This is a genomic window from Salinadaptatus halalkaliphilus (genome assembly GCF_006543045.1).
Taxonomy (GTDB): domain Archaea; phylum Halobacteriota; class Halobacteria; order Halobacteriales; family Natrialbaceae; genus Salinadaptatus; species Salinadaptatus halalkaliphilus.
Genome location: NZ_RBZW01000032.1, coordinates 68,060 through 94,410, shown reverse-complemented (window position 1 = coordinate 94,410; position 26,351 = coordinate 68,060). Strand labels below are relative to the sequence as shown.

The 26,351-nt window shown below is 59.1% G+C and carries 30 protein-coding genes, 1 tRNA gene and 1 pseudogene; 7 read left to right on the top strand and 25 right to left on the bottom strand.

Annotated features, from left to right (window positions below; all coding sequences use genetic code 11):
- Both D8Y22_RS12735 and D8Y22_RS12730 read left to right on the top strand, forming a co-directional pair.
- Nucleotides 1-594: type IV pilin N-terminal domain-containing protein (locus D8Y22_RS12735; RefSeq protein ID WP_342781895.1), on the top strand; the 594-nt coding region annotated here is incomplete at its 5' end.
- 30 nt (nucleotides 595-624) lie between these two features.
- Nucleotides 625-1,053 carry a type IV pilin gene (locus D8Y22_RS12730; RefSeq protein ID WP_141465085.1) on the top strand — a complete coding sequence of 143 codons (429 nt, stop codon included), beginning with the start codon at nucleotides 625-627 and terminating at the stop codon, nucleotides 1,051-1,053.
- Here the strand turns inward: D8Y22_RS12730 and D8Y22_RS12725 are convergent.
- The 14 genes and pseudogenes from D8Y22_RS12725 to D8Y22_RS12675 form a co-directional block, all read right to left on the bottom strand.
- Nucleotides 1,046-1,414: a hypothetical protein gene (locus D8Y22_RS12725; RefSeq protein ID WP_141465084.1), complete on the bottom strand. Its 369-nt coding sequence runs from the start codon at nucleotides 1,412-1,414 to the stop codon at nucleotides 1,046-1,048. The two genes, D8Y22_RS12730 and D8Y22_RS12725, sit on opposite strands and share 8 nt — an antisense overlap.
- Nucleotides 1,411-1,773, bottom strand: coding sequence for a hypothetical protein (locus tag D8Y22_RS12720; protein ID WP_141465083.1), 363 nt, complete (start codon nucleotides 1,771-1,773; stop codon nucleotides 1,411-1,413). The genes D8Y22_RS12725 and D8Y22_RS12720 overlap by 4 nt, the downstream gene beginning before the upstream one ends.
- A complete protein-coding gene (locus tag D8Y22_RS12715) occupies nucleotides 1,770-2,141 on the bottom strand; it encodes a hypothetical protein (RefSeq protein WP_141465082.1) in 372 nt (123 codons plus the stop codon). The genes D8Y22_RS12720 and D8Y22_RS12715 overlap by 4 nt, the downstream gene beginning before the upstream one ends.
- Nucleotides 2,138-4,297, bottom strand: coding sequence for a carboxypeptidase-like regulatory domain-containing protein (locus D8Y22_RS12710; protein WP_246084427.1), 2,160 nt, complete (start codon nucleotides 4,295-4,297; stop codon nucleotides 2,138-2,140). Before D8Y22_RS12710 ends, D8Y22_RS12715 begins: the two co-directional genes overlap by 4 nt.
- 192 nt (nucleotides 4,298-4,489) lie before the next feature.
- Nucleotides 4,490-5,320: pseudogene (locus D8Y22_RS23370) on the bottom strand (outer membrane protein assembly factor BamB family protein); the annotation flags it as partial.
- 113 nt (nucleotides 5,321-5,433) lie between these two features.
- Nucleotides 5,434-5,679, bottom strand: a complete 246-nt coding sequence (locus D8Y22_RS22410; protein ID WP_174811846.1) for a hypothetical protein — start codon at nucleotides 5,677-5,679, stop codon at nucleotides 5,434-5,436.
- Complete coding sequence (locus D8Y22_RS22405) at nucleotides 5,676-5,954, bottom strand: hypothetical protein (RefSeq protein ID WP_174811845.1); 279 nt, start codon at nucleotides 5,952-5,954, stop codon at nucleotides 5,676-5,678. The genes D8Y22_RS22410 and D8Y22_RS22405 overlap by 4 nt, the downstream gene beginning before the upstream one ends.
- Nucleotides 5,951-7,501, bottom strand: coding sequence for a hypothetical protein (locus D8Y22_RS12705; protein ID WP_141465080.1), 1,551 nt, complete (start codon nucleotides 7,499-7,501; stop codon nucleotides 5,951-5,953). Before D8Y22_RS12705 ends, D8Y22_RS22405 begins: the two co-directional genes overlap by 4 nt.
- Before the next feature lie 4 nt (nucleotides 7,502-7,505).
- Nucleotides 7,506-8,114 (bottom strand): hypothetical protein, encoded by a 609-nt coding sequence (locus D8Y22_RS12700; protein WP_141465079.1) that lies wholly within the window; start codon nucleotides 8,112-8,114, stop codon nucleotides 7,506-7,508.
- A gap of 6 nt (nucleotides 8,115-8,120) precedes the next feature.
- Complete coding sequence (locus D8Y22_RS12695; RefSeq protein ID WP_141465078.1) at nucleotides 8,121-8,645, bottom strand: hypothetical protein; 525 nt, start codon at nucleotides 8,643-8,645, stop codon at nucleotides 8,121-8,123.
- The gene (locus tag D8Y22_RS12690; protein ID WP_141465077.1) at nucleotides 8,629-8,946 is read right to left on the bottom strand and encodes a hypothetical protein; all 318 of its coding nucleotides are present in this window, start codon (nucleotides 8,944-8,946) and stop codon (nucleotides 8,629-8,631) included. Before D8Y22_RS12690 ends, D8Y22_RS12695 begins: the two co-directional genes overlap by 17 nt.
- The gene (locus D8Y22_RS12685; RefSeq protein ID WP_141465076.1) at nucleotides 8,943-9,191 is read right to left on the bottom strand and encodes a hypothetical protein; all 249 of its coding nucleotides are present in this window, start codon (nucleotides 9,189-9,191) and stop codon (nucleotides 8,943-8,945) included. Before D8Y22_RS12685 ends, D8Y22_RS12690 begins: the two co-directional genes overlap by 4 nt.
- Before the next feature lie 17 nt (nucleotides 9,192-9,208).
- The gene (locus D8Y22_RS12680) at nucleotides 9,209-9,655 is read right to left on the bottom strand and encodes a hypothetical protein (protein WP_141465075.1); all 447 of its coding nucleotides are present in this window, start codon (nucleotides 9,653-9,655) and stop codon (nucleotides 9,209-9,211) included.
- Nucleotides 9,656-9,704: 49 nt separating this feature from the next.
- Nucleotides 9,705-10,175 (bottom strand): hypothetical protein, encoded by a 471-nt coding sequence (locus tag D8Y22_RS12675; protein WP_141465074.1) that lies wholly within the window; start codon nucleotides 10,173-10,175, stop codon nucleotides 9,705-9,707.
- 76 nt (nucleotides 10,176-10,251) lie between these two features.
- On the opposite strand from D8Y22_RS12675, the gene D8Y22_RS12670 reads away from it, so the two are divergent.
- From D8Y22_RS12670 to D8Y22_RS12660, 3 genes are all read left to right on the top strand, one after another.
- Nucleotides 10,252-10,779: a hypothetical protein gene (locus D8Y22_RS12670; protein WP_141465073.1), complete on the top strand. Its 528-nt coding sequence runs from the start codon at nucleotides 10,252-10,254 to the stop codon at nucleotides 10,777-10,779.
- Nucleotides 10,776-11,675, top strand: a complete 900-nt coding sequence (locus D8Y22_RS12665) for a hypothetical protein (protein ID WP_141465072.1) — start codon at nucleotides 10,776-10,778, stop codon at nucleotides 11,673-11,675. The genes D8Y22_RS12670 and D8Y22_RS12665 overlap by 4 nt, the downstream gene beginning before the upstream one ends.
- A 308-nt stretch (nucleotides 11,676-11,983) precedes the next feature.
- The gene (locus D8Y22_RS12660) at nucleotides 11,984-13,249 is read left to right on the top strand and encodes a hypothetical protein (protein ID WP_141465071.1); all 1,266 of its coding nucleotides are present in this window, start codon (nucleotides 11,984-11,986) and stop codon (nucleotides 13,247-13,249) included.
- A gap of 289 nt (nucleotides 13,250-13,538) precedes the next feature.
- On the opposite strand, the gene D8Y22_RS12655 is transcribed toward D8Y22_RS12660, so the two are convergent.
- The 11 genes from D8Y22_RS12655 to D8Y22_RS12610 form a co-directional block, all read right to left on the bottom strand.
- Complete coding sequence (locus D8Y22_RS12655) at nucleotides 13,539-15,548, bottom strand: DUF7845 domain-containing protein (RefSeq protein ID WP_141465070.1); 2,010 nt, start codon at nucleotides 15,546-15,548, stop codon at nucleotides 13,539-13,541.
- A complete protein-coding gene (locus D8Y22_RS12650; RefSeq protein ID WP_141465069.1) occupies nucleotides 15,532-15,828 on the bottom strand; it encodes a hypothetical protein in 297 nt (98 codons plus the stop codon). The genes D8Y22_RS12655 and D8Y22_RS12650 overlap by 17 nt, the downstream gene beginning before the upstream one ends.
- Nucleotides 15,825-16,322 carry a hypothetical protein gene (locus D8Y22_RS12645; protein ID WP_141465068.1) on the bottom strand — a complete coding sequence of 166 codons (498 nt, stop codon included), beginning with the start codon at nucleotides 16,320-16,322 and terminating at the stop codon, nucleotides 15,825-15,827. The genes D8Y22_RS12650 and D8Y22_RS12645 overlap by 4 nt, the downstream gene beginning before the upstream one ends.
- Entirely contained in the window at nucleotides 16,319-16,630 is a 312-nt protein-coding gene (locus tag D8Y22_RS12640; RefSeq protein ID WP_141465067.1) for a DUF5658 family protein, read from the bottom strand. The genes D8Y22_RS12645 and D8Y22_RS12640 overlap by 4 nt, the downstream gene beginning before the upstream one ends.
- Nucleotides 16,623-16,751: a hypothetical protein gene (locus D8Y22_RS23155; protein WP_281282399.1), complete on the bottom strand. Its 129-nt coding sequence runs from the start codon at nucleotides 16,749-16,751 to the stop codon at nucleotides 16,623-16,625. The genes D8Y22_RS12640 and D8Y22_RS23155 overlap by 8 nt, the downstream gene beginning before the upstream one ends.
- A 1-nt stretch (nucleotide 16,752) precedes the next feature.
- Nucleotides 16,753-17,688: a DNA adenine methylase gene (locus D8Y22_RS12635; protein WP_141465066.1), complete on the bottom strand. Its 936-nt coding sequence runs from the start codon at nucleotides 17,686-17,688 to the stop codon at nucleotides 16,753-16,755.
- 22 nt (nucleotides 17,689-17,710) lie between these two features.
- Entirely contained in the window at nucleotides 17,711-18,007 is a 297-nt protein-coding gene (locus D8Y22_RS12630; RefSeq protein WP_141465065.1) for a DUF7563 family protein, read from the bottom strand.
- A 226-nt stretch (nucleotides 18,008-18,233) separates the two neighbouring features.
- Nucleotides 18,234-18,304, bottom strand: a tRNA-Pro gene (locus D8Y22_RS12625).
- A gap of 88 nt (nucleotides 18,305-18,392) precedes the next feature.
- A complete protein-coding gene (locus D8Y22_RS12620) occupies nucleotides 18,393-19,301 on the bottom strand; it encodes an RNA-guided pseudouridylation complex pseudouridine synthase subunit Cbf5 (RefSeq protein WP_141465064.1) in 909 nt (302 codons plus the stop codon).
- 3 nt (nucleotides 19,302-19,304) lie between these two features.
- On the bottom strand, nucleotides 19,305-19,880 hold the full coding sequence (gene cmk / locus D8Y22_RS12615) for a (d)CMP kinase (protein WP_141465063.1): 576 nt from the start codon (nucleotides 19,878-19,880) through the stop codon (nucleotides 19,305-19,307).
- A 38-nt stretch (nucleotides 19,881-19,918) separates the two neighbouring features.
- Complete coding sequence (locus tag D8Y22_RS12610; RefSeq protein WP_141465062.1) at nucleotides 19,919-20,866, bottom strand: DUF106 domain-containing protein; 948 nt, start codon at nucleotides 20,864-20,866, stop codon at nucleotides 19,919-19,921.
- A 452-nt stretch (nucleotides 20,867-21,318) separates the two neighbouring features.
- On the opposite strand from D8Y22_RS12610, the gene D8Y22_RS12605 reads away from it, so the two are divergent.
- Together D8Y22_RS12605 and D8Y22_RS12600 are read left to right on the top strand one after the other, a co-directional pair.
- Nucleotides 21,319-22,050 (top strand): DUF7289 family protein, encoded by a 732-nt coding sequence (locus tag D8Y22_RS12605; RefSeq protein ID WP_141465061.1) that lies wholly within the window; start codon nucleotides 21,319-21,321, stop codon nucleotides 22,048-22,050.
- Nucleotides 22,051-22,214: 164 nt separating this feature from the next.
- Complete coding sequence (locus tag D8Y22_RS12600; protein WP_141465060.1) at nucleotides 22,215-26,198, top strand: DUF7289 family protein; 3,984 nt, start codon at nucleotides 22,215-22,217, stop codon at nucleotides 26,196-26,198.
- Nucleotides 26,199-26,351: the final 153 nt, after the last annotated feature.

The window sequence follows — 26,351 nt, the reverse complement described above, 5'->3', positions numbered from 1 at the left end:
GGAGGATGGTTTCAACCCCCAATCCATCCGCACCTACACGGTATCACACCGCGTGGGATAATCGTTCCGACCGTTCACGGTGCTGTGCAAAGGATAAACATGTTCGACGGAAAACAAATCACGAACAAACTGGTCGGATCGGACGATGAACGTGCGGTATCACCCGTTATAGGTGTCATATTGATGGTAGCTATCACAGTAATTTTGGCCGCTGTGATTGCTGCGTTTGTGATGGACCTCGGTGATATGAGCGGGTCCGCGAATGCCGGGATCGACTTCGACGAGTCTGGAGATCACGTTACTACCCAGGTAATTGATGAAGGGAACACTGACGCAATTTACGTTGAAGTGACAGAAGACGGAGGTTCCTCTGAATACGTAACCGATGAGGCCGAAGGTTCTGCTGATCCTGATTCTACATGGAGTGTCGGGACTTCGGTTGAATTGAATAGTGATGATCTTGGTACTGACGACGATATTGACGATATTGATAATGATTTCGACACTCTTTCCGGTGGCGATGAAATCAACGAAATTACCGTTTACGGCGAGATAGATGGCGATCTTCAAGTTGTCGCTAGCTGGGACAACTAACTGACCACACCCGTTCTTTCTATTCCACACATGCCTCGAGAACAGCATGGCCAGCGAGCGGTATCGCCAGTCATCGGCATCATCCTACTCGTAGCAGTCACCGTCATCCTCGCTGCCGTGGTCGCCGGGTTCGCAATGGACATCGATCCCGGGGGCGACGATATCCAGGCCGGTATAACGATCGACGTGGAAGACACGACGAACACAATCGTCGTCGACATCATTACGCTCGGGAACGCCGACCACGTCACCATCATCGGCGATCCGGCGGGTAACCTCGAGTCGCCACCGACTGGCTCGCTCGAGGACGACGATCTCGAGGAACTCGATGTCGGTGATACGCTTCGGATCAGTGACGATGACCTCGAGTCCGGTGCCGAATCCGGTCGAATAACAGTGATTGGAGTCCAAAATGGTGACGAGACGGTCGTCAACAGCGAAGACTACGACCTCAGTTAGAGAGGACCGGCCGGACATCACCAGGGCTCGGTATCGTCAGTACGAGCCAGCCAAGCAGAACGTAGAGGTCGACGAGCCCAAACCAGACTGGCCAGCCAACGACTGCCACCACGATCGCCGCGATCGCGTAGCCGACGATCGTCGGCGCGAGTCCAACTACGGCCAGGACGGACCGACTCGAGTCCTCGAATACGATGGACGCTTGAGGCGGGTAGATCGATACCGCTATGCTGTCACTCCAGGGAAGTGCCGCGACCGCGTGACTCGCCTCGTGCAGTAGTACCCATGGGAACAACAGCGAAATCGAGACGACCTGCAGCCAGTCGATACCGACCGATACCGACCGCCGAACGACTCTCATCGAAGGCCCCCACTGGTTCGCATCCACCACGCCGAGAACAGCGCGACGGCCATCCCGATGATAATCAGGTCCTCGAGGAGCCCGACGAGTTGCCACGGCAGCACCGTCACCAACAGCCCCGACAGCACGATGCCGACGACGATCGGCAACGAAATGTCGCCGGCCCAGATCCACAGCATCGTGAAGATCCCGCCGATCAGCACGACCGCGAACACCGGGCCAAGCACGTCGAGATACGGCGACAGCACTAACTCGATGATCTCGCCCTCGACCAGCTGCTCGAGGCCGTCCGCGCCCTCGGGAAGATCCTCCGGACCAGCGCCCGGCATCCCGTCGTCACCTACTGGATCGTCAGTCATCGGAGCCGGTCACCTCGAGCGAACTCGATCAGTGAGAGCCCGACGACGACGTACACCGGCGCGGAAACGAACGTCGCGGCGGCCAGCGGAAGCCCCAGGTTGTGCAACACCTGGGGAAGGAAGAAGATCATCCCGGCCACGTCCTGAAGCACGCCCATCGCACCGTAGGTCAACGCCAGCAGTCCGTCGTCGGATCGATCCTCGTCGCTTGGACCAGCGTCTCGAAGCTCCTCTTCGGTCTGGTTGACCTGCTCTTCGATGCCGACCTCCTGGTCGCCGATCACCTCGCTGAAGCCGACCGCCGAGACGAACGCCGAACTCGCGGCCAGACAGACCAGAAAGACCGCCAGCGCACGGGTCGACATCATGTGGTATCACCTACGTAGAACATCACCGAGACGACCAGCGCGACGACGATCGCCGACCACGGCACCGGCAGCCACCCCATGACGGCCAGTAGCCCCGCGAATATCGCGACGAGCACCGCGCCGATCCCCGACAGCGCCCCGCCGACGATCCCCGCGACGACGACCACGGCCACAGCCGAAATCGCCGCCATCGTTTTCTCGCCAAGCGGCGGCTCGACGTCCATATCCGTCGGGCCGACGATCTGTGTCAGTTCGACGGTCTCCCCATCTCGAGTAGCTTCGGCTGTGACCTCGTAGGTCCGGTCGTCGCTGACGTTGACCGTCTCTGCGTAGTGTCCGATGAGCGACGCCTCGTAATCTCTGTGGACGGTGTATCCTTCTTCGTAGTCCGTGACCGTAATCTCGAGCGGGCGAGTGAGTTCGTCCTCGTCGATCCAGCGAATCTCGAGATTGCCGTCCTCGCTCAACCGCGCGTCGAACTCGTAGCCCTCTTCGCGGGGGACTGGCCAGGAAAGATCGCCGACATCGAGTTCGACGACCTCCGATTCTGACGCCGTGAACCCACCCATGCCACGGACACCGCCGTCGTCGCTCTCGATCTCGAGGTCGTATCGATCGTCTCGAGTCAGCGTCACGTCGACGCGATTGATCGATCCGAATGTCTCGCTGTGTGCGAGCTGTGACTCGTTATCGACCTGTTCGGTAACACGGAGTAGCGTCTCGTCCGGGTCGAAATCGCCGGTCCGATCGTTCAATTCGAACCGAACCAGAACCGTATCTTCGTCGTCTTCGTGATCCGGCGTGTCGTCGGGATCGTCCTCGTCGTCGGGTGGATCTGCTTCCCAGTCGGGACCGCGCTCGAGGAAGACCGTTTCACCGCCGACAGTCGACCGTAGTTCGACGGTTCGTGGGTAGTAGTCCATCGCACTGATCTCGAAGCGAACGGTTTCGTCCTGGCTGTCGAGCTGCGAGATATCGAAGATCCCGTCCGAGACCTCGGTCGTGAAACTCTCGTCCGGGGCGGTCACGTCGATCTCGACAGATCGATCGTCGACCAGCTCGCCAGTTACTGCATCACGCACCTCGAGGTCGCCGGCCATCCCGAACGAGAAGATGTCGGAAAAGACGACGTGACCCGCGTCACTCTCGGCGACGACGTACCACTCCAGCGTCTCGCCGTCGACGGCCCACGGCGTCCTGGCCGTGTCGTTGCTCTCGAGCGTATCCGAGCCGATCAGTTCGTCGACCTCCGGATCGCCGCTATCGTACTCGTAGAACTCGACGGTGACTCCGTCCTCGGGGAAGCCGTGATGTTCCACGTCGACCTCGAGGTCGACATCGCCAGTCACGACCTCGTCGTCCGGCGAGGCCGTTGCGCCGCGGATGATTGGCGCGTCACTGTCGATTTCGAACGTCAGCGTCCCGGTTTCGGCGATTGCCGTCGAGTTGTACATATCGCCAGCGACGGCAGCCCACTCGTAGACGCCTTGCTCGTTCGCGGCCGGCCAGGTCGTCGACACACGCTCGCTATCTGGTGCATCGAGATGGACTGTCTCGTTGCCGATCGGGATGTAGTCGCCGTTTGAGACGGCGTAAAACTCGACGAACACCTCGCTCGTGGGGAAGTCATCGTCCGCGACGGTGACCTCGAGTTCAGTTCCCTGCCCGATAGCGGGCACTGAGTAGTCGCCGTCCGGTTCCGGCTCGAGCAGTTCTGGATCGGACATCTCGACTGCGAAGGTCCCCAGGTGGTCGCCGGCTTCGGGATAGTACGCCTGTGGCTCCGAGTCAAACCGCTTGTTCGGGCCGATATTGACTTCGACGGTAATGAGGGTCTCTGCAACGTCCTCTTCGTCGAATTCGAAGAGACCTGTTTCGTCAGTGAGTGCCGTATCGATTATCTGCCCATCGTCGTCGACTGCGAGCACGGTTGCGTTCGGAACCGGGACTCGTTCGTCCTCGTTCTCGTGTTCATCGACGATCTGGCCGGTGATGGCAGTCGAAATATCGAAGACACCGAGATCGTCCCCTGGCTCCGGTTCGAACGTCTCTGGCGATTCGTAGACCGGCTCCTGGTCGATGAGAATTTCGACTGTGATCTCCTCACTACCGACAGCATTCCCGTCGAACTCGAACTCGCCGTTCTCATCGGTCACGACGGATTCAATGATGACATCGTCTTGATCGACAGCGCGGACGGTCGCGCCGTCAACCTGATCAACTTGGTCGCCGGATTGATCGACGACTTGGCCAGTGATTGGGTCTGACTCTGCTATGACGCTACCCCCTGCCGTTATATCAACTACTGAATCCTGGTCTCCAACCGGATATATAAACCAATCTTCGGAGCCATCAGACGAGTCTATAGATCCTAAGCCGTTGTCAAATCCTCCGACATACACAAATGATCCATCGGTAGACGGTGCCGTGGCTTCTGCAGATGTGTCATTATATACCCAATCATGGGACCCATCATATATGTCAATAGCTGTTGTTTCGTCAGTCGTAGCGTAGGCAGTTGACTCAGTTGGATTTATTGATATATCGTCTACATTTGAAGATCCAGAGAGGTCCTCAGAGGTCCATTGAGCAATATGATCTCCGTCAATACGGTCATACCTCACCACCTCGCTTGATCCTGTCCCGATTAATATTGTATCTCCGTCTGCATCCACAGAATACAATGAAGGCTGATCATCATCCCTGATTATATCTAAACCTCTCGTGTCAAGATCAAAGCGGGAAAATTCGCCAGTCGATGATGACCCGTATATCGATCCGTCAGCATAACTTATTGAGTTCCATCCCCAAGTGAGATGATCAATATTTTCTTCCCAAAGTATTGACCCGTCGTCAGTGTCAACAGCAGTTAAAGTAGGTTCGCTATATAAAAATAAAGTGCCACCATCTGGAGTGATTTCGACGTGATATGATTCTATATCTATTGACCATATTTCTTCCCCATCAGATGCATCTAATGCCCTAACTCTATCATCAACGTCCTGTTCTGCTACATACAAGATACTGTCATCTGGACTCAGTTGGACTGCCTCAGATTCAAATCCAGTATCCCACAGATCTGATCCGTCAGACGAGTCAACAGCACCAGCAGTATCCTGCGATGCATAGAAAACTCTTTCAGACTCATTCTCTGCGGCCACTGTCCCATTATTTCCCATTCCGCCCGTAAACGCGATACTCATCACCGGTAGGCTCGCGACCATCAAAAACACCAGCGCGATCGTCCGGTACTGTCCTCGAGTGAGCGACAGCACAGACAAACTAATCGCCGTCATCGGACCACCGCCTCGCTGATGAACGTGTACGCGAGCGCCCAGAGCACGAACCCGATGCCGAGCCCGATCGGCATCCAGATCAGGATCGCGTCGGTGACGATCTCGACCGGGACGAAGTCGTTGCCCATCGCCTCGAGGGCGGGGAACAGATCGCCGACAAGCATGCCGGCCATCCAGACTACCACGAACAGGATGACGAAGACGACCATCACGAGCATCCAGGCGAGTGCGGGATGACTCACAGCGGACCACCTCGCTCGGAAACCGCTCGTAGCAGTCCCCAGGCGACGAATGAGCCCAGCGCCATCGCGGGGATGAACGTCCAGAATCGGAGTAACCAGCCCGTCGAGTAATCGACGCGATCGGCTGTGTAGCTGGGCACATCGGTGGTCTCAGCGAGGATGTGCTGGACGAAGATATCCAGAATCACCCAGAGGAAGCCGACGAGCAGGACCGACGTGACCACGATAATGACGGCCCACGCCAGCTCGTACTCGACTGTGGTCGTCTCGGTCATCGTGGACCACCCAGCATCTCGGAGAGACGATCGACTGGATCGTCCGCCTGATCACCAGCGCTCGATTCCGAACTGGCGACCTCTGCCGGGCTCCACATCGGGTTTTCCCATTCTGCGAACCCGAGCTCGTCGAATTCTACCGGATACTGTTCTTCGCTGTCCTCGAGGTCGAACCGTGGCAACCGCGGCGGCTGCCGTGGCTGTGGAGATTGCTGCGGACCGGCGTGACCTGGCCCCGTCGGATACCCCGGACTCTCCCAGTTTTGCGGCGCCGGCTGTTCTGGATACGTCGCTGGCTGTTGTGCTGGTTGCTGGTCCAACTGCAGCGCTAACTGTTGCTCGAGTCCGATCGCCTGCGACTGATCGAGAGGTTGGTCCTGGGGTTGCCCCTGATCTTGCGGGTGCCACTGGTGTTGAGGCTGCTCTTGGTGCTGGTCCTGCTGTTGGCGTTCGTCCGGATCGTGTGTGAGTTCCTCGAGTTCGACATCGATCTGCGACGTAGTGGTATCCTCAAACCCACTCACACGTGGCTCGGTAGCCGGCCCCATGAGCGTCGCCGTGAGATGCTCGCTACCCAGCTCTCGCTGCTGCGGTTGCTGGGTCCGCTCGCTTCCCGTCTCCTCTGTCTGGGTACCTTCGGGCCTCCAGAACCACTCCCGTTCGTTAGTGTGTTCGTCGGTCTCGTCCCACTCTTCGCGTGCCTGCTCGAGCCGTTCGCGTTCGACTTCCTCAGGCGACAGAATCTCGTCTCTCGAGATGACGATCTCGTCATCCGTGTGTTCTTCCCGACCGATTTGCTCGCCCAGCCCGCCGACGCGAGCGACCTCGTCGGCGCGATCGGGAACACGAACCTCTGGCCGATCGGCCGTTGGAGCAGACGGCACGAGTTCGTTGCGGTGGGCCGTCGGCTGCTCCGGCGCTGGAATCTCACCCGGCTCTGTCTGCTCGGCTGGCGTTTCGATCTCCGTCTGATGGGTCGTTTCTGGGACGGTGAGTTCGGAACGCCCAAGGTCGTGTTGCCTGGCCTGATCGATACCGACTGCACCGGCCAACGCTGCGCCACCAACGGCGATGTCAGATCCAAGCTCAGCCTCTCGAGCACGGCCGACGACGCTTCTCCCACGTCCAACGACCTGTGACCCGGCTCGAACAGTCCGGCCACGACCAAGCCCCGCGTGAGGGACGACACCCGTCGTCGTTTCGTCTCTGACCTGCCGTGAGTCTTCGCGGTAGTCATCGATCTGTGACCGAACCGCCTGACGGTCGGGCACACTGTCGACGCCGTCCTCGACGCGACCTCGAGCGTCGGTCGTCGTCTCGGTAACTCGCTCGCGTGCAGTTGCGGCCCCACCGCCGGCTCGCTCACGGGCAGCATCCGCGCGATCAGTCGCGTGATCGGTACCGCTGCGAACGCGGTCTGTTGCATCATCGACCGCGTCGGTTACTCGATCGGCACCCGTTTCGACGCGATCTCGAATCCGATCCGGCGTCCCGAGTGCCGCCTCGAATCCAGATCGAAGGGCACCGCGAAGGCGATCGTCGGCCATCGGATCACCCCACCAGCCCCAGGCCGGCCATCAGTGAGAGCGTCGATCCGCCGTCGCTACCGGTCGTGAAGTACACGAGCAGCGCCCCGGCGAGCAACCCGAGCATGAGCGTCCCGATGATCAGCGCGTAGCTGGGCATCGAACTCTCCTCTTTCGCGAAGAGATAGCCCCGCTGTTCGGCTTTCACCAGGTCCTCGGGATCGTACTTGTGCGGCGCGGCTTTCATCACATTCCCGAGTTTGACGCCGGCTGTCTCGAGGGGAACCTCGAGCTCCGTCTCGGGATCAGCGTCGTCGATCGTTCCACCGTCAGTGACCGCCGGCACCTCACGAGAGGCTCGAGCGTTCGCCACGCTCGAGAGGGCACCGAGTCGCCGGTAGGCGAGTGCGAGCCCGCCGCCACAGAACGAGCCGACACCACCCTCGCCGTCGAGCTTGAACTTGTGCTCGTCACCGCCCCACTCACAGACGACGGCGTTCATCTCGGGATCGTACTCGCCCTTGTAGAGCGAGTACTGGTTGTCGTCGTCTTCGACCAGGACGGCCGTCCCGATCGTCGACATCGCCCGTCTCATATGCCAGTTCGCCAGTCGTTCGCGTAGGTTCAGACTCATCGTATTTCACCCGAAAATCTTCTCTTTGAGCGATCGTCCGCCCTGACTCTCCGTTTTCGAGACCGACAGCACGCCGTCGAACTTGTCCTGCTGCCAACCCCGCTCGCCACGGGTCATGCGGGCGACGATCCGACGCAGGTACGACTGCAAGAGGTACAGGTCGTCAGCACCGACCGATTCCTTCTGGTCGCCGACGAACCCTTCGCGGATTTCGCCCTGCATGGCCGACTCCTCCGGCGGATGGCTCTTCCGAAACATGTCCATCCGGTTCAGCACCAGCAACTCCTCGTCCTCGGCGTGACCGCCGGGGTACTTCGCCAGCGGGAAGTCCTTCGAAAAGTCCGTCTCGAGCCAGGACTGCCAGCGCTCGTGAATCGCGTCGGCTTCGACGATCGTGTCGACGTACTCGCTGTCTTTCGATCCGAGCGACTCCGGTTTCGATCGAGAACGGCGGGCGACGCCTTGGGTCGGACTCTGTCCGTTCGCTTTCGCGCTCGATGCAGCTCGCGACTGATCAGTATTCGTACTCATGGTTATCAGGTTCGTGATCAATTGCATCGCCGTCCGTCGGCACGCGATCGGCGACGACAAGCAGTATCCAGATGAGCATGCCAACGACGCCGAAGAGACCGATCGCCGTCAGGCCGGGTTCACCGACCTCCTCGAGGGAGCTGCCGACGGCGACCTCGATCGACGTCGACGAGAACGCGACGCCGAGCCAGCAGAGAAACGACAGCCCACCGAACAGCAACTCGGCTTCGCGACGGACGACAGAGACGTACGCAGCGCCCAGGCCAGCCCAGAATAGCGAGAGGAAGATCGGCCAGATCATCGGCCGCGCCCCCCGTAGATGCTGTTCTTCGACGTGATTGCGATCGAGACAACGAACACGACGAATAGCAACAGGATCAACGCGACAAACAGCGGACCAGCAACGGTATCGAGCGTCTCGAACAACGCCGTTTCGACGCCTGTCGCGTCCGCTTCGCCAGCGTAAAAGCCGGCTGCGGCGACGGTCGTTGCAACTCCCAGGATAGCGACGAGTGTCAGCGATGCAAGTGTTCCCGTGGTATTCATAAAAGGTTAAACCGCCGTTAGCGCCGTCCTCGAGACATTCCGCCACCGTTGCCCATGAAGCCGCCGAACGACCCCATGAGCAACGCCACAACGCCGGCGACGATCGGGACGACCAGCGAGATCGCTGCCAGTCCGAGCGCGGTCCCGAGCGGATCGGTGAGTTCCTCCTGCGAGATGAACCCGTCGCTGGGCATGATCTCGACGAAGTCCGTAATGATCACCCCCGCAAGCGTCAGGAGAATCCCGCCGATCAGGACGGTCATGATGCCCTGCACCAGCACGTTGTTGAACTGCTGGGTTGCGACATCCTCGGCGTGCTCGTTCGCCGCAATCGCCGCGTCTGCAGGTCCGCGGTTGAACCCGGTCGTCGCAACGTCTGCGACTCGTTCTCTGAGACTCTGCTCCTCGTTCGCGTCTGGTGCCACCTCGACCTCGATCTCGGCGGCCTGGCTGGATGCAGCCATGCTCGCCGTGTGGTCAAATAGGCTATCTTAAAAGTACCGGAGCGATGGATTATCGACGCCCGCCGAAGCCACCCCCGCCGCCGTTGCCCATGAACCCGCCGAACGAGCCCATCAGCAACGCGACGACCCCCGCGACGATCGGCACGACCAGCGAGATCGCCGCCAGTCCGAGCGCCGTCGCAAGCGGCGACGTAATATCCTCTCGAGGGATCAGCGCTGGATCCGTGTCGGTCCCCTCGGGCATGATCTCGACGAAATCGGTGATGATCACCCCCGCCAACGTGAGGAGAATCCCACCGATGAGCACGGTCATGATCCCCCGAACCAGCACGTTGTTGAACTGCTGCGTCGCTACGTCTTCGGCGTGTTCGTTCGCCGCAATCGCCGCGTCTGCTGGTCCCGAACAGGAGCCAACAGTCGCAACGTTCGCGATCCGGCGTTTGAAACTCGGTGCCCCTCCGTTCGATCCCGCTCCCGACTCGGTCTCGAGTTCGACAGCGGCCTGGCTGGATGTAGCCATGCGGAGCGTGTGGTCAACCAGACTGTCTTAATTCTTACCCCAGAGTATAAGACAGCCAATTTGACAGCAACGCCCTATGCAGAGTGCCGATAACGGTGCGATGGTTGTACAGGACGTTCACCAAGCCTCTCGAGAAGCGCGACAGGCGCTTCGGACGGTCAATCAAGTTTTGGCTGGATCGTATGACGACGATACTATCGACCAATCGAAAACGTCGCTTCACGTCGCCACAACGCACTATTACGTCACGCTTCGACCGTGGGCGATTACGTCGGCCTACTATTGGGATGAAGTCCCGTTATACAAGGACGATGACGGCGATTGGATCAAGGGACTGAAAAACCTCGATCCGTGGGTCTACTCGGTCGAAAAACAAGAAATCCGATCAGAGGATGCGGTCGAAGGCGAATCAATCAAAACCGAAGAGGTTTCGCGGATCATGCCCCCGGAGATCGCAGCCAGGGCGGTGATGGTTCTCGATCAGTTGTTCCGCGATTCGCCGTTTTCACCCGGACAAGGCGCAGCACCGGAACGCAAACGGATAGATCAGAGCCAAGTCGAAACGAACGATGCAGAACCGGATGTGGCGGTGAGTGACGAATGAGCGTCGACTCGACGTTCGACCCGACGATCGATCCTGCCGAAGAGGGACCTGTAACGCTGTCCTCGCCATCGATCGAGCAACAGCGTACGCTCGAGGTTCGCGAGCTGCCAGTCGAGGACTTCGATCCCTACCGATCGACGTTCGATATTCACGACTTCATCGAGAAACGCTGGCGAAATGAGCGAGATATCCGGATCATCTGGACCGGTCGAAACGCGGGGGTCGGACTCGGAAAAACAAGCGGGGCAATATCGGTGGCGAAGGCCCACCATTCGAACTTCTGTGCGGAAGACCACGCCGCGATGGATGCGAAGACAGCCATCCACCTGCTTCGAACGGCACCGTTCCAGAGTGCGCCGATTTTGGATGAAGTCGGCGTCATCGCGGACAACCGCCGAAGCAACTCGACAGCGAACGTCGAACTAACGCAACTCTTCCAGATGTGTCGGTACCGCCAGTACCTCTTGCAGGCAACGCTCCCGTCGATCTCCGCGCTCGATGTCCGACTGATCGAGATGTCCGACCTCCGGATCCACGTCACCGATCAGGGCGAAGCCAAGGTCTACCGATACGATCAACCCGACTCGGCAACGCAGCGGAAACTCCAGCCCAAGATTCTCCAATACCTCGAGTGGGACCCGATCGACAACGATCCGGATTATCAGTATCTCTCGGATCTGAAGGACGATCGGTACGAGGGGCTCGAGGAGTCGAATCTGCTCTGGCGAGACGAGCACGAGGAAATCGTCGAGCGAGCGGTTGAAGACGCCGAAAAAGAGGTGAAACAAGAGATTCTCGAGGGAGTCTACGAGAACACGGAACTGACGCAGAATGACATCGGGAAGGCCATCGGACTCAGTGGCTCTCGAGTTGGTCAGATTATCCGAGACAATTAAAAACGACCAGAATCGCAAGACAGCGCCCTAATTCCGAGATAGAGACTATCGTAAAGATACGCCGAATTTCGGAATCACTCAAAGAAAACCGCAAGAGGGCGAAAGGATCGAAGGGGTTGATCCTGCAAGAAGAAAGAAGGGCAGAATAGTATATCATGGAGTAGGACCGGTGAAAATCGCCGATCGATTTGTGAGACCGGGACCTTCCCGCGAACGGACGTTTCCCGTCTGTGCGTCGCGCTCGTGCTACGCCTGCCCACTCGAGCGAGAGCAACAGTTTTCACACCGGGTTTGACACACCGCCACCGATGACACAGACCAATAACGGCGGCTGGTTCGATGACCGAGCACAGCAGGCGACGCTCGAGGTCGGCGACGCTGCCCAACGCACGGCACGACGTGAGCAACGAGAGAGCGAGACCGTCGGCTCCGAGGCGTTCGTCGATACGAGTGCAGCCGGCGGCGACACTGGCGAACAGGCGGCGCTGGTCGAGACGACCGAGACGATCGATGGGCAAGCGTCCCTGGGTGGCGGCGAGGCGACGATCGTCGACACGCCCGAGTGGGAAGAGCCGACAGTCGATCCGGTCCCGATCGACCAGAACATCGCGGCCGCCGACCAGGCGGGCGTCCTCGAGCCGACCGGACCGAACGGCGACCAGGAGCACGCGCCGGCCGACGTCTTCGAACCGGACCCGATCGAGATCGAGTTTCACTCGCTCGACGCGGCGAACGCCGCTCGAGATCGTTATCCTGACGCACTCGATTCGACGGACACCCGCCGAGAGAAGACGGTTCGCGTCTGGGGCGACGCGCCGGACGACGTGATCGATGCGATCGCCCTCGAGGCCGCCGAGAGTCGCGCCCACCGAGCCGACCAGTTCGGCCAGGCCGAGCTGACTCGGTCCGAGCGATCACAGCTCGAGTCGCGAATCGATTGGGACGGGCGGTTACTCTTTCACGCCCAGTCCGCGAAAGCAGTCCTCCAGGGCAGCGGCGTCGACGACTGGCTCGCCTACTACGATCCGCAGCTGACCGTCGACGAACATCGGTCGATCGCCGAGCAAGCTCGTCGCGATGAACGCGGGGCTCGAATGGACGAGCACGCACGCGAGGGTGCGTTCGATGCGATGGCTGCCGGCGCTGTCGGGGCTCCGGTTCAGCAACGCGAGCGAGCGGCCGACGAAGTGATCGAACTCTGTATGGAGCTGAGCGACGAACACGATCCCGACGTGTTCCGGGCGATTCTGGCTGGTGAGGATCCCAGCGTCTCGAGTGCTCGTGTTCGTCGTGCCCAGGAGACGATCGCGGATATTCGCGCCGAGTACGGTCACGAGTTCGTCGAACGGGCTGCTGAAGAGTGTCATCGCGAACGACGGGCAGCCCCCGAGCCAGTCGATCCGGTGCAGTTCGAACGGGATGCACGGACGGGGTGGTTCACGCCATCGAACCCGCAACCGGATCCGGTTCGAGGCGTCGATCGGTCGGCTGACACCGGCCTATTTGTCACGCAGGATCGAGTTCCGGCGAATGTTGGTCGTGGTGGTGACACCGGACAATTTTGGCCGTTCTAAAAATCGAGAATTTTCGCGCGCCGCCCTTCGGGCGGGGTACGTTTCGACTGTTTCCTCTGCAACAGCTGACCGAGCAGCCGCCGCGGTTTTTTTGAAGTTGTGCCCTTAGGCACACGCCCTAAGGGGGGATGCCCAAAGACCGGGACATACCAGATTAGTGATGTACTTCGAGCGGCCGGGATGGATGTCTCTCGTCACCCCGAATGAAACTGTGTTTGTATAACTCAGAAAAACGCGAAACTCAGGTTGTAGAAAAGAAGTGCCAGAACCGTGTTGCCACTAACCAACTCTATTCCGCGGCGTTCCCGAGACAGAACAGGCGATCGCCAACGTAGTGGAACGGCTCCTGGTTCTCGCGGCGATCACCGCCGAGCCGGTAACTGAACGTGCCGTCGACGAACCGCGCTCGAGTTTTCGCACCGGTCTTCTCCGCAGCTTTCAGCCCGGATCGAAGTAGCTTCTGCAGTTCGTACTTCGAATAGCTTCCATTGAGTTCGACCTCGAGTTCGTCGTAGCGCTCGGCAAAGACAGCGCCGTGTCGTCGCGCCCACTTCGCGAGCGGCGAGTCGTCGGCGATCTCCTCGCTGCCGTCAACGATCGCGTCGATACCGTCCTCGACCCACTCAGTGACATCCTCGAGCGCGGCGAATACGTCTTCGATCTTCTCGCGAACAACGTCATCAGCCATGTCGTACGTACCACGACCGACCTTCTCGACGAGCGAGCCCCACTTATCGATCGACCGGTAGACGCTACTGCTTGAGGTCTCGGTCTTCTCGACGAGTTGCTCGTAGTGCTGGGGTCCACCGTCAGCCAACGCTTGGATAAAGGCACGATCAGTAGCAGTCAGATCGTCACGGGCGAACTGGGCTCGAGTCAGATCTTCTTCGGCTTCTTTCAGTTGCTCGGTCGGATCGGTGTGGACCGTGATATCGCGGTCGGACTCGGTGACATTCCAGTATTCGTCGGCGACGTACACGCTCGGATCCGCTCGCAGCGGCAACTCCGCGGCGTTCAGCGCGAACATCAGATGCGTATCGAGTTCGTCGCGAAGATCGTCGAAATCGTAGCCGTCTGGATCGTTCCAGGGGACGGCGTTGCCACCGAGATAATCGCTGTACTCCTTGTTCCACTGCACTTCGATCTTCGGCTCGGCAGTCGGACCACCCTGCTTCTCGGGATTTTTCATCAGGTAGCTCTTCAATAACTTCCCGATCTCGTGGTCGCCGTAGAGCTTCTCGAGCGAGGTATCGTTCATCGCGACCGCGTGACGGTGGCCGATGATCTCCTCGTTGTCCCACTCGTATTTACCGCGACCGCGTCGGATACTCGAGAACTGAGACAGCCGATCGAGCAGCGCGTTCGTCTCGATGACCTGCTGCTCGACGATCTCGCGAACGGCGCGGACGTACAACTCGAGACCGGTCACTCGCGAGTGCTCATGCAGGTTCTCGATTTTGAAGTACTCCGGATCGACATCGATCTCGACCATGAGGTCTTGCAGCACGTCGAAGATCTCGTCGGGTTCGACGTTCGCGCTCTCGACCTGGACACGAATGCCCTCGGGGAGATCCGCCGGCATCGACTGGATTCGATCGCCACTCTTGGCGTTCATCGCCTCGGGAAGTGACGGCCGAAACTGGAAGTTGATCCGTTTCCGACCAACAGCATCGTCGGCCACGACACCGATCTGGTACTCGTAGTACGCGTCGCCCGAGTCGCCTGGACGAGTCTCGATCTGCCCCTGCCAGTACTTGACCTTGTCTTCGTCGTGGTTGAGTTCCCAGGTATCGCCAGCACTTTCGAAGGTTCCGACGCCGTCCTCACCGTTCTCGCCTTGCAGGCAGCGCTCGTCAAACTGCGAAACGATCCCGAAGAACGGTGCAAGCCCATCTTGACCGCCACGGAGATCGCCGAGGCCAGGAACGAACAGGAAATGAGCGCCGAACTTGTGTAGCTGGGGATCGATCAGCGGCCGGCCGTCCGGACGGAACGCTGGTGAGCCTTCCTTACAGCGGTCCTCGGAGTGGTGTCGCCGTTCGGAAACTCGGTTGTTAAACTCGGTCTGGCAGAACCGACACACCGCTCGAGGACCGGACTCATCGGCGTCGTCCTTGTCCTCGTCGAACTCGAGTTCGACGCCGTCGATCTCGTCGGCCCCGGTAGTTCGGACTTCGGTCTGCTCGATCGAGGTCTCGATCTCGTCGTCCGCTCCCGACAGTGTCTCGGCCCCCTCGAGAACATCGAACGCGTCGTCGGTAGCGTTCTCGAGGTCGTCCCGATCAGGCTCGCGGCTCATCCTCATCACCGTCAGACTCGATCAGCCCGGTAAGAACGGCGACGGGATTCCACCACGTCGCGCTCCCGCAGGGGTGACAGACGTGCTTGAACGAGGTGCAATCGGTCGCCTCGAGCGCCATTGGATCGATCTGGGGGTGCTGCCCCATCTCCTCTGGTTCAGCACGTTTGACCCGAACCCGGCCGCAGCCGGTACATACGGCATCGATAGGAATCCCCGACTGTCCCGCACGCGGACTCTCGAGTTCGGCCTCGAGATCGCGGTCCGTGTCGGTGCTCATGGCTGGATCTCCTCGGGATCGAAGACTCGCGACCAACTGAACTGGACATACTCCTCGCTGCGGCCGTCACCGGCCGAACGCCAGCCGTTCGTAACGACATCGATCAGGTGATCCATCTGCGTCGCCGGCACGACCTTCGCCGCGATCAACTCACGATCGTGCGGAGTACAGACGGCGAACAGGTAGACACCACCCATGGCGAGCAGCGTCTCGTGCTGACTGCGCCGGGGTTGAAACCGCCCGCGTCGCTGACGCTCGCCGTAGACGACCGAGACACTCTTGATCTCGACCGGCGTCCCGGACTCGAGGACGACGATACCGACGAACGGGAGGCGTTCGGTCGCGCCGATGGTTCGCTCGGCGATCGCATCGTAGTGGGGCGACTCGGTATCGGGAACGTATCGAAGCGCGTCGACGTACTCGAGGACGACCGATTCGGATCGATCACCGGCCTGTCTCGAGGCAGCGAGTCGAGACTGCTGCGGTCGACTCATGGAATCACCCCGCTGACCACGAGCGCAATCCAGACCGTGTTGTTCGCGACGACGAGAGCCGACGGAACGATTCCGGCAGCGAGAACCCAGTGCTGATTTCGGTCGACCTGGCGGACGACCAGCCAGGCGGCCGTGATGTAGACGAGCTGGGAGAGTGGGACACCGAGCAATCCGACGGCGTCGATCGCTGCGACGATGACGGGGTTCGCTTCCGGAAGGCCGAGCGATAGCGCGACGAGCGTCGTGATCGCGTCTCCGGCTGCGAGCCCAACGAGTGTCACCCAGAGGCGGTCCACAGCCTCACTCATCGCTCGAGACACCTCCGGTAGACAGCCGATCGATCTGGGCCTGTCTCGCACGCTCTCGAGACCACAGGTCGATCTTGATGCACGCGTAGACGACCACTGGAATCAGCAGGAGCCCGAGCATCCTACTTCCCCTCCGTACCGGCCTCGCGGCTAGTCCCCCTGGGCGTACCGCCGTTACCGCCGTCTGTGGCTGCAACTAAGGTCTGCTGACTCGTCGTCGCGTCGACGAACACCGGGCCCGTGTTCGGCTCGTAGTTGAGGAACAGGCGTTCCGTCCTGTCCTCGTTCTGCTCACCCGCTGAGCGGTTGTAAGTGCGCTCAACGACAGTCGTCGCGAGGTCCTCGAGACCTTTGGGAGGTTCTTGATAGGAAACGATCCAGTAGCCGTCGACATTGGCGAGATTTTCTACGAACGCTTGGTGATTGAATTCGGGGCCGCGGTAGTAATCGGACTTCGCTTCGGTGTACGGTGGATCGCAGTAGTACAGCGTGTCGATATCCTTGTCGTCGTACCTCCCCAGAATCTCGCTGTAGTCTAAGCACTCGATCGCGACACCTCGGAATCGGTTGCGTATCTCGACGATACGCTCCGGCATCTGCTGCCAAATTCGAGACTTCTGCGGCCCACCGCGTGGCGTATCGGTTGCAAATCCGGCCCGCTGTCCGTAGCGACCGGAGAAACTGGCGTATCGAAGATATACCCAGCGTGCAGCCCGTTCTACAGGATCGTCAGGCCATCCTTCACCCTCACGGAATGATCGCGAACACTCCTCGTAGAATGCCCTCGAGAACGGGATGTTACGCACACGCTCGGCGAGTTCCGTAGGGTGTTCGCGGCAGGCACGGAAGAACTCAATAATGTGCTCGTCGCGATCGTTGAATATCTCGCAGCTCGAGCGCGGCTTGTTGAGCATTACGCCAGCAGCGCCGCCGAACGGGACAACGAAATTATCGTGCGCTCGAAGGTGGTCAACGATCCACGGTGCGAGGTACGTCTTTGAGCCGATATAGGGGAACGCAGAGAAGGTCTTACTTCGGTCGCCCCCAGATCGTTCCATTCCGTCCGTGCAGTGACCGCGATCACTCACGGTCCTCACCCCCGTCGGTCGCGACTGCTCGAGATTCGATCACCGACCGGACCTGCGTTGGTAGATCCTCGAGCGTCGAGTTGAACCGAGATGGGTCCTCGAGCGGGTCAGGGAGCGGAACGTGCTGACCGGCTGCACTGCCCTCTGCGAGTCGCTCGTAGTTATCGCACGTCGGACAGCGGTGTGCACGATCATTTTCGTCGCCGTAGCCACGTCGGAACTGCGGCGTGACGTGACTCCCACAGGTCAGACACCGAGTCCCGTTCGGTGCCTGCTCGAGGCGCATCATGGGCGACACACCCCGTCGTCTTTGGCGGCACAGTCCTGATCTGCAGCCTCGATTTCGAAGCCACAGAAACGACACATGTGGACCGCTGGCGGCAGCTCCTCAGCCTCGGAACTCATGCCGCCCACCCCGTACTTAAAGAAGGGTGTTTATCACATGACGGCCCGGATAGTAATTTGGAACTGCAGCGGCTAAGCGTGCAGTAATATTGATCCGGGATAATTTCAAGTGGGACCGCCGAGAATTGAACTCGGGTCCTACGGACCCCATCCGCAGAGGATACCACTACCCCACGGTCCCGCATGTCAACCGAGGGCTGTCTGCCGTTTAAGCGTGTCGTTTCAGCTTGGTTGTCTGTGGATGTCGAGTACCGGTCCACAGCATGCGGTCAGACGAGGACGCGCTCGAGGTCGACGACGACGCCCGAGTCGGCGTCGGGATCACCGACCAACCGGCCGAGGCAGACGGCCGATCCGTTGTCGATGACGCAGGCGACCAGATCACCGGTAGTCACACCCGCGTCTACCGCAAGGACGCCCGGTGCGTAGACCGGGGCACCGTGTGCGACCTCGGCGGCTGCTGTCTCGGCGATTTCGACGTGAGGTAGGTCCTCGAGGATACGTTCGGCCGGATCGACGATCCCGGAGAGTGGCTCGGGATCGTCGTCCTCGAGCCAGAAGCTGAGGGCGTCGACGAACTCGGTGGCGGTGTCGAGATCGGAGTCGTCGAACGGCGTCGTCGCGGTGCGTCGGAGATGGCCCATATGACCACCCGTACCGAGTGCGAGTCCGAGGTCGTGGCAGAGTTTGCGGACGTAGGTCCCACTTTCACAGCGAATGCGCAGGAGAAGTTGTCGGTCAGCCTGCTCGAGCACTTCGAGATCGTAGATTTCGCGTACGCGGAGCCGGCGAGAAACTGCGCTCTTTCGCGGCGGCTTCTGATAGATCGGCCCCTCGAACGCCGCGACGATAGAGGTAGCATCGTCAGGTACCTTGCCGTGACACTCGAGGACGGCGACGTACTCTTTCGAGCCTTCGAGAAAGACCGGTGCGAGCCGTGTTGCGTCCCCGAGCATAACGGGGAGACAGCCGGTGACCTTGGGATCGAGCGTCCCGGCGTGGGCTGCTTGGTCGATCGTTCTGTCGACATCGCGCTCGGAGAGCGTCTCCGAGACGGCATCACGGAGCCAGCCGCTCACCTGATGCGAGGATGGGCCCGGCGGTTTGTCGAGGTTGACGACGCCAAACGTAAGCAACTCGGCAGGCGATCGCTCGTCAGGTGGGCCACGTAGTGTCATCCGTTAGAATTCGGCATCGAGATCGATACGTGTCTGTCCTTCGTCGCCGGCTGGCTCGTACTCGCCGACGGCGGTGACGAGCATGTCGAGGACGGCGTCGGGCTCCCACCGCGCCGTATTGATCGACAGATCGTAGATCGTCAGATCTCGAATGTCGATCCCGTAGTATTCCTCGTACCGTTGTGCTTCGCTGGCCTCGCGTGCCTGGGTTTCTTCCGTTGCACGCGCTGGATCTTTCTCCTCCCGATCGGCGATTCGCTCGCCGCGAACGCGTACTGGAGCGTCCAGCCAGAACCGAAAGTCGGCCTGCCCGCCTGCCAACCAGCCGGCGAGCCGTGACTCGATCACGAGGTCGTCTTCCTCGAGGGCAATCTCGTAGAGTCGCTGGTCGAGATCGCGGTCGATTTCGTCGTTTTCCTCGGCGAGTTTGTTGAACTCGAGGGGGGTGTAGCCGCGTTCGTCGGCTAAGTCCCTGAAGATGTCACCGCCGCTGACGTGGTCGAGATCGAAGGTGTCGGCGAGCAACTCCGCAGTCGTGCTCTTCCCGCTTCCCGGTGGGCCGGAGACGGTGAGTAACATATCCGATCTGCGACGGGGCAGGTAAAAGGGGTTTTGAATTAGGTGCCCGTCGGCGTCATGTCGATGTTCAGGGCCTTCCGGAGCAGTTGCGTAAAGCCCATCGAACAGAGGAAGTACCAGACGATCCAGGCCCACATCGGTCCAAGCAGTCCTTCGTTGAGTGCGACTTCACCGATGATCGGCATAATCATCGTCATTTCGGTCTGACTGACGTGACCGCCGAGGATCTTCCAATACATCCAGAGGAACAGCGGGATGGTAAACAGCATGATCCAGACCATCGGACGGAACTGCTCTTTGAACATCCCGATGTTCTCGGCCATCGCCTCCATCTGCTCTTCGCGGACCTCCTCCATTTCGTTTTCGAGACGCTCGATCTCGGCGTCACTCGCGCCGCGTTCTTCGGCTTCTTGTTTGCGCTCGCGGACGTCTTTCTGTTTGTCCTGCATCGACTTCATCCGCTGTTGATACTTGCCGATAACCTCCGGATTCATCAGATTCGCCTGCAACAGCGTCGAGTACAGACCTGTCAATAGCGCAACCGCGAGAATTACGGCATAAAACGGCAATGCGGCATCGAGTGGGGCCATCACCATATCGATGGTGCCACCGACGGTCTCACGAACCGACTCGAGCCAGTAGCCGATCATCAAAAGGACCGAACCGACGGCTGCGAGTTTGTCCCACTGTGACCACTGGGTTTGCTCTTCGTCGATATCAACGTCGGCGGCGATCGAGTCGGGGTCGTCGTCGAGTGCCTCGTCGTAGGCGTCCCGATCGGCGATTTCGAACCCCTCGTCGCCGTCGATCAGTACGCCCTTCTCGATGAGTCGGCCCCACTGGCCGCTCGTCAGCTCGTCGCTGACATCACCCCACTGGACCTCGCCGCCGTTCTCGTCGGCCGTCTGGCGGATCGCCTCGAGGGCGTCGACCATCGAGCCATCTTCGCGCACGAGGGCGTTGATCTTCTCGGCTGTACGCGTCATCTGGTTGTCCTAGCAGGCGTCCAGTATACAAGTGTTTATCTTCGCGCGTGTCAGCGGTTTCGGCCGACTATCGTTTTGCGGTAGTCGCTACTCCCTGTTCGCACGATGACTGTGTAATGGCTGTCTACGTCACTGCAGTTGGTACGATAGTGTGTCACATAGATCGTCGAGAACATCCACAAACTGCTTTAGTATTCCTATTAGTTTAACATATATCTGTCAATCCCATATGTTCTAAATACATCAAATCTCTTATCAACCAAAAGAAGATTGGAAACTTTAATTATGCCTGCCTGCAGCTTCTAGAAGAATTTTCCACCACATCTAGTTATTATACAGTACTAAACATCAGAATTACAACCACTAGCCAGAACAGTAATACATATAAAAATCGATATCACCATCTGATGAGAAGCGATGGTGAAAGAGGGCACCACCACAGCGACAGAGGGGTGACACCAACGGTCGGATTCGTCTTGTTAGTCGGACTCGTCGCAGTTGGTGCAACCGTCACCGTCATCGCTGGTTGGTATGTGATCGACTCGCTCGAGGCCGAAACAGAGGCTGAACTCACGTACGCGGCTGCCGAGTCGACGAGTCACGAAATCACGACGACTGCTCGAACGGGCCAATCGACATCGGCCACACTCGAGGGCGCCACGGTTACAGAGACAGGAACTGTCACCGTCAAGTGGACCGATGCGTCGGGCGATATCCACCCAGATTCCCACGTCGACGAGGAACCCCTCGGTGCGATCGAATACGGTGCTGGCGACCGAACAGTCGTCTATCAGGGCGGCGGGATCTGGGAGCAACGAGACGGGACGTACCGAACGCATTCAGCGCCGGCGATTACCGACGATGGCTCCACACTCGAGGTTCGACTCGTGTCCCTCGACGGGTCGGATTATGGAACCGGCGAGCGAACGATTCGAGCGGTCGAAGATACCGACGATCGACTCGACGATCGACCCGACGCGTACGACAATCTCTCGGTCATCATCGAAAGCGAGCACCGCGATGCGTGGTACCAGTATCTCGAGGCGACGGTACCGGCGAGCGAACACGAGGCGTTTACCGTCGAGCGCGAGGGAGACGACACCGTCACCGTGACCGTCACCAACGTCTCCGAGACGCGATCGGCGGCCAGCGTGACCGTCGACGCGGTTCGGTTGCTCGAATAACCGGTATTCTTGCCAGGGACGATTGTTCGCAGAGTCAAGTCTGTCGTAGAGAAATCGTCAAAAGATTGCCTTTTTGGTTATGGATGGCATTTCGGGTACAGGATCGAATCGACAATAACCGAACCCAACATTTAATATATCGAAGTAAAAACACCTATGAAATAATGAGGGGCAGAGACTGTGGAGAGGAAACACGCGGTGTCACCCCACAGGTGGGATTCGTCTTGCTTATCGGGCTGGTCGTCACGGCTGTCGCCATTATTTTCATTATCGCCAGTGGCATGCTTGCCGGGTTGGAAGGCGATATCGATCGAGAACAGCTCCGGTCGACAATCGACGTCGTCGACAGCGATATTTCGACTGTTGCATTCGGTGGTGGCTCCCGTGAGTTACCCGAATACGGGCATATCGAAGCGACCAACGAGAGTACGATCGCTGTCACGTGGCACGGCGAGGATGATCCGGGTGACCTCAGTGAGGCTGACTTTGACAATGAAACGGACGTCGGTGAGCTCCATCTCTATCCCGAGGAATCGCGATCGGATAACCTTCGATATCTCTATCAGGCCGGCGGCATCTGGGAAATCACCGACTCCGGGACGATTCTTCGAACGGAACCCGATATCGGGTTCACTGCAGACGATTCGCTGCGGTTGAACATCGTTCAGATCGATCCCGGCGAAATTGGCGGAACACCCTCGAGAGTCTCCGGCGTCGAGACGGCCATGACGGAGAACGAAGAGCTGGCACGGATTGCAAACAATCCCGAGGACGAACACTTTGCGATCAGAATCGAGACCGAGTACGCTGACGAGTGGTACGACCACCTCGAAAATGAGGAGGCAGATACTGAACTAGACGTTGACATTAGTGAGCCAGAAAATGGTGCAGTAGTGCTAACAATTGATAATATCAGTAAACCTCAAGATGGCCCGAATTTCATCATCGACGAGTATCACGGAATGGAGTCGGACGCCGGAACCCCACTTGAGGGAGATGACAGAATCGTCGAGAAAGGTGAGCACTTCTACGTGAATACGACGATAAAAAACATCGGCAACGAATCTGACATTGCAGATGTCGAAATCGAAATTTCAAACGAAACCTGGACGAACTCTACAACCGTAACGTCCGACGATGAAATCGACGAAGACGAAACGATCAACACGACGAACAACGGCAACTGGAGCGAGGCTCCACAAATTGATCCCGAAGAGTTAGGGCTCTCACCAGGCGCGGTCTACGAGTACGACGTTGATACGGGAGATGAGAGCCTCGATACGAGAGGCTCGTTCGTCTACGCCACAGATGAGTTCGATACGTCGGTCGAGGATCTCGAGGTAGAGACGACCGACGAAACCGTCAACATCACTGCAGCGATTCAAAACACTGGAAATGATGATGGTGAGACGAACGTCACAGTCGATATTCATAACTCGTCGATGGATATGACGCATGAAAATCTGTCTCTCGGAGAGACCGAAAGCAAAAACGTCTCCTGGACGATTCCTGCAGAAGACTGGCCGAATGACGAGTACGAGTTCACCGTTCGTACCGACGAGGACGAGGATGGAAAATTGGGTGAGTTCACCATCGAGGATGGCTATGAACCGAACCTCCTGGTTACTGACGACCTCGGCATCGACGGTGGCAACGAAGTCCAGCCATCCGACAGCGTCACGATCGGCGCGAATATAACCAATACGCACGTCCTCGACCAGAACGAGACGGTCGATCTCGAGTTTTTCCACAACCAAACGGGTGAAGCGGCCGGTGGAAATGGGACGACAGTCGAGGTCCCGGGAGCTACCACCAAGACGGCTAATCTCACCGTCCCACCTGCAAACCACTCCCTCTCCGTCGACGGGGACGAAACGGTCTACGACTACGACATTATCACCCTTCCTGACGACCCCGACGCTGGCGACAGTCTCGAGGAACGCGGCTCGTTCCTCGTCGTCGGCGGCCCCGAAACGACCGTCGAGATCGAGTCGGTCGACGACCCGGTCAAACCGGGCGAGGAACTCGCGGTCACTGCCACCATCGACAACTACGGCAACGCTGGCAGCCAGTATCTCTGGCTCGAGGGCTTCGACGACAATATCGTCGATGTCGGACAGGTCGAACTCGAGGAAGGCGAGGAGACGACGGAGACGTTCGTCTGGGACGAAGTCGCACCGCCGTCGGGCGACGATTCAGCTGTTACCGTCCACACGCCAAACGACGATGCGTCTGAAGAGGTTGGAATCGATCCGGTGCTCGAAGTAACCGACGTCTCCGTTAGCGACGATCCAGCCGAATACGGTGACTGGGTCACCGTTAGTGCCGACCTCGAGAGCGTTGGCGGGCAAGCCAGCCAGACCGTCGTCCTCGAGGGCCTCGAGAGCGAAACGACGACTCGATCCGTCGATGTCTCCGGAAGCGAGGAGATCATATTCGAGTACGAGGTGCCAGACGGTGCGATGACGGATCGAGTGACAGTCAGTACGGACGACGACCAGATGGACGAAGTCGTCGTCGTCGAGCGTGACGGGCCGATCTGCGGCCAGGTGAGTTACGACGGGAGTGGGACCAGTTCGAACCCCTACCAGATCCACAACGTCGACGAACTGCAGTGTATCAACGAACACGATCTCGACGCCCATTACGAACTGGCTGGCGATATCGACGCACACGGGACCGAATACTGGAACGGCGGGGCCGGTTTCGAGCCGATCGGACCTGAGGGCCACAACTACCCGAATACGTACGTACAGAGTGACAGATATTGGGAACTAGGTCACGAACCCTTTAGCGGGAGCTTCGATGGGAATGGACACGTCATCGACGGGCTCACAATTGATCGTCCGAACGAAGACTTCGTCGGACTGTTCGGCGCGACGAGCTACACGCAGGACTTTCATCCAGACAACGGAAACTGGGTCGAGCCCGGAGATGGATCGCTTATCGAAAACGTTCGGCTGACAAACGTGAGTGTGGTCGGGAACCAACACGTCGGTGGACTGGCGGGCCAAGCAGGCGGGACCGTACTCAACGCGAGAAGCGACGGATACGTCGAAGGACAGGAGCAACTCGTCGGTGGCCTCATCGGTGACGGCGCCCACGCGGATATGGATAACAGACTCGTCGCTGCTGGAACGGTCGAGGGTGGTGAAATCGACCCCGATGAGAACCATTATAATGCGCAGTTGAATCACGAAGGAATCGGTGGTTTAGTCGGACGTGCCACCTGGAATACGCGCGTTTCGGTCGCCTACACGCAGACGGACGTAACCGGTGACAAGTACGTCGGTGCGGTTATCGGCACATCCTCATATATAGATTCGGAGTTCGAACAGCTGTACACGAGCGGGACCGCCACTGCCGATAGCTCGGACGGCGGTGCAATCGTGGGGACGGTGCTATCAGAGGGCGACGAATTCGAGGATAGCGTCTACTGGGACGAAACGGTCGAATCGTCTGCGTACGGGGAAGCGGGGAACTGGTACACGGATGTCAATATCAACTGGGTTCAGACCGACTGGAACGGACGGGACACGGAGCAAATGACCGGCCTCGAGGTAAATCAGGGCGGTCGAATGGGTAATCTCGAGTTCGAAGAGGACGGTGGCGAATGGGTCGCAATCCCCGAGGACTATCCACGATTCGCCTGGGAACTCGAGGCCGAGGGTGCATTCGAAGTGGAGATTGACGATGTCGATAACGCAACTGCCGGGGAGTTCGTCGAAGTCAACGTGACGGTCACGAGCCTCTACCGAGACAGCGAGGAAGCCGACATCACACAGAATATCGTTCTCACCGATCCCGACGGCCAGACGGTCGATTCCCAGCCGGTAACGCTTTCGAGCACGCTCGACGAGGACGAAACGGACAAGCTCACACTCGTCTGGGAAACCGACGAAAGCGACGTCGGCACCGGGACCGTCGTCGCCTCGAGCGAAGACGACGAGGATACGGCACTGGCCGAAGTCACAGAGCCGGAGTACGATCATGGGACTGGAGAGCCAAGCGACGACCCTACAGAATTGCCCGATCTCCCTGGTGAGGAGGACCCCAGCGACGGTGAACCGGTAGGTCCCGGCGATGCACAGGGTCCCGACGGCGACACGCCGATCGATATCGGATTCGATCCGATCGTCGTCGAGTAACGTCGTTCCAGAACACGTCTTGCTCGGAGTGTTTCGATCGGATCTGTGTCGTCGTATCGAGCTCGAACCTGGCTCGAGCGGCTTACGGTGAACTACCCCACCCTACCGCGCTCAGGCTTACCCAGCCCTCGCTTGTTGAGGGTGGGGCTTCCT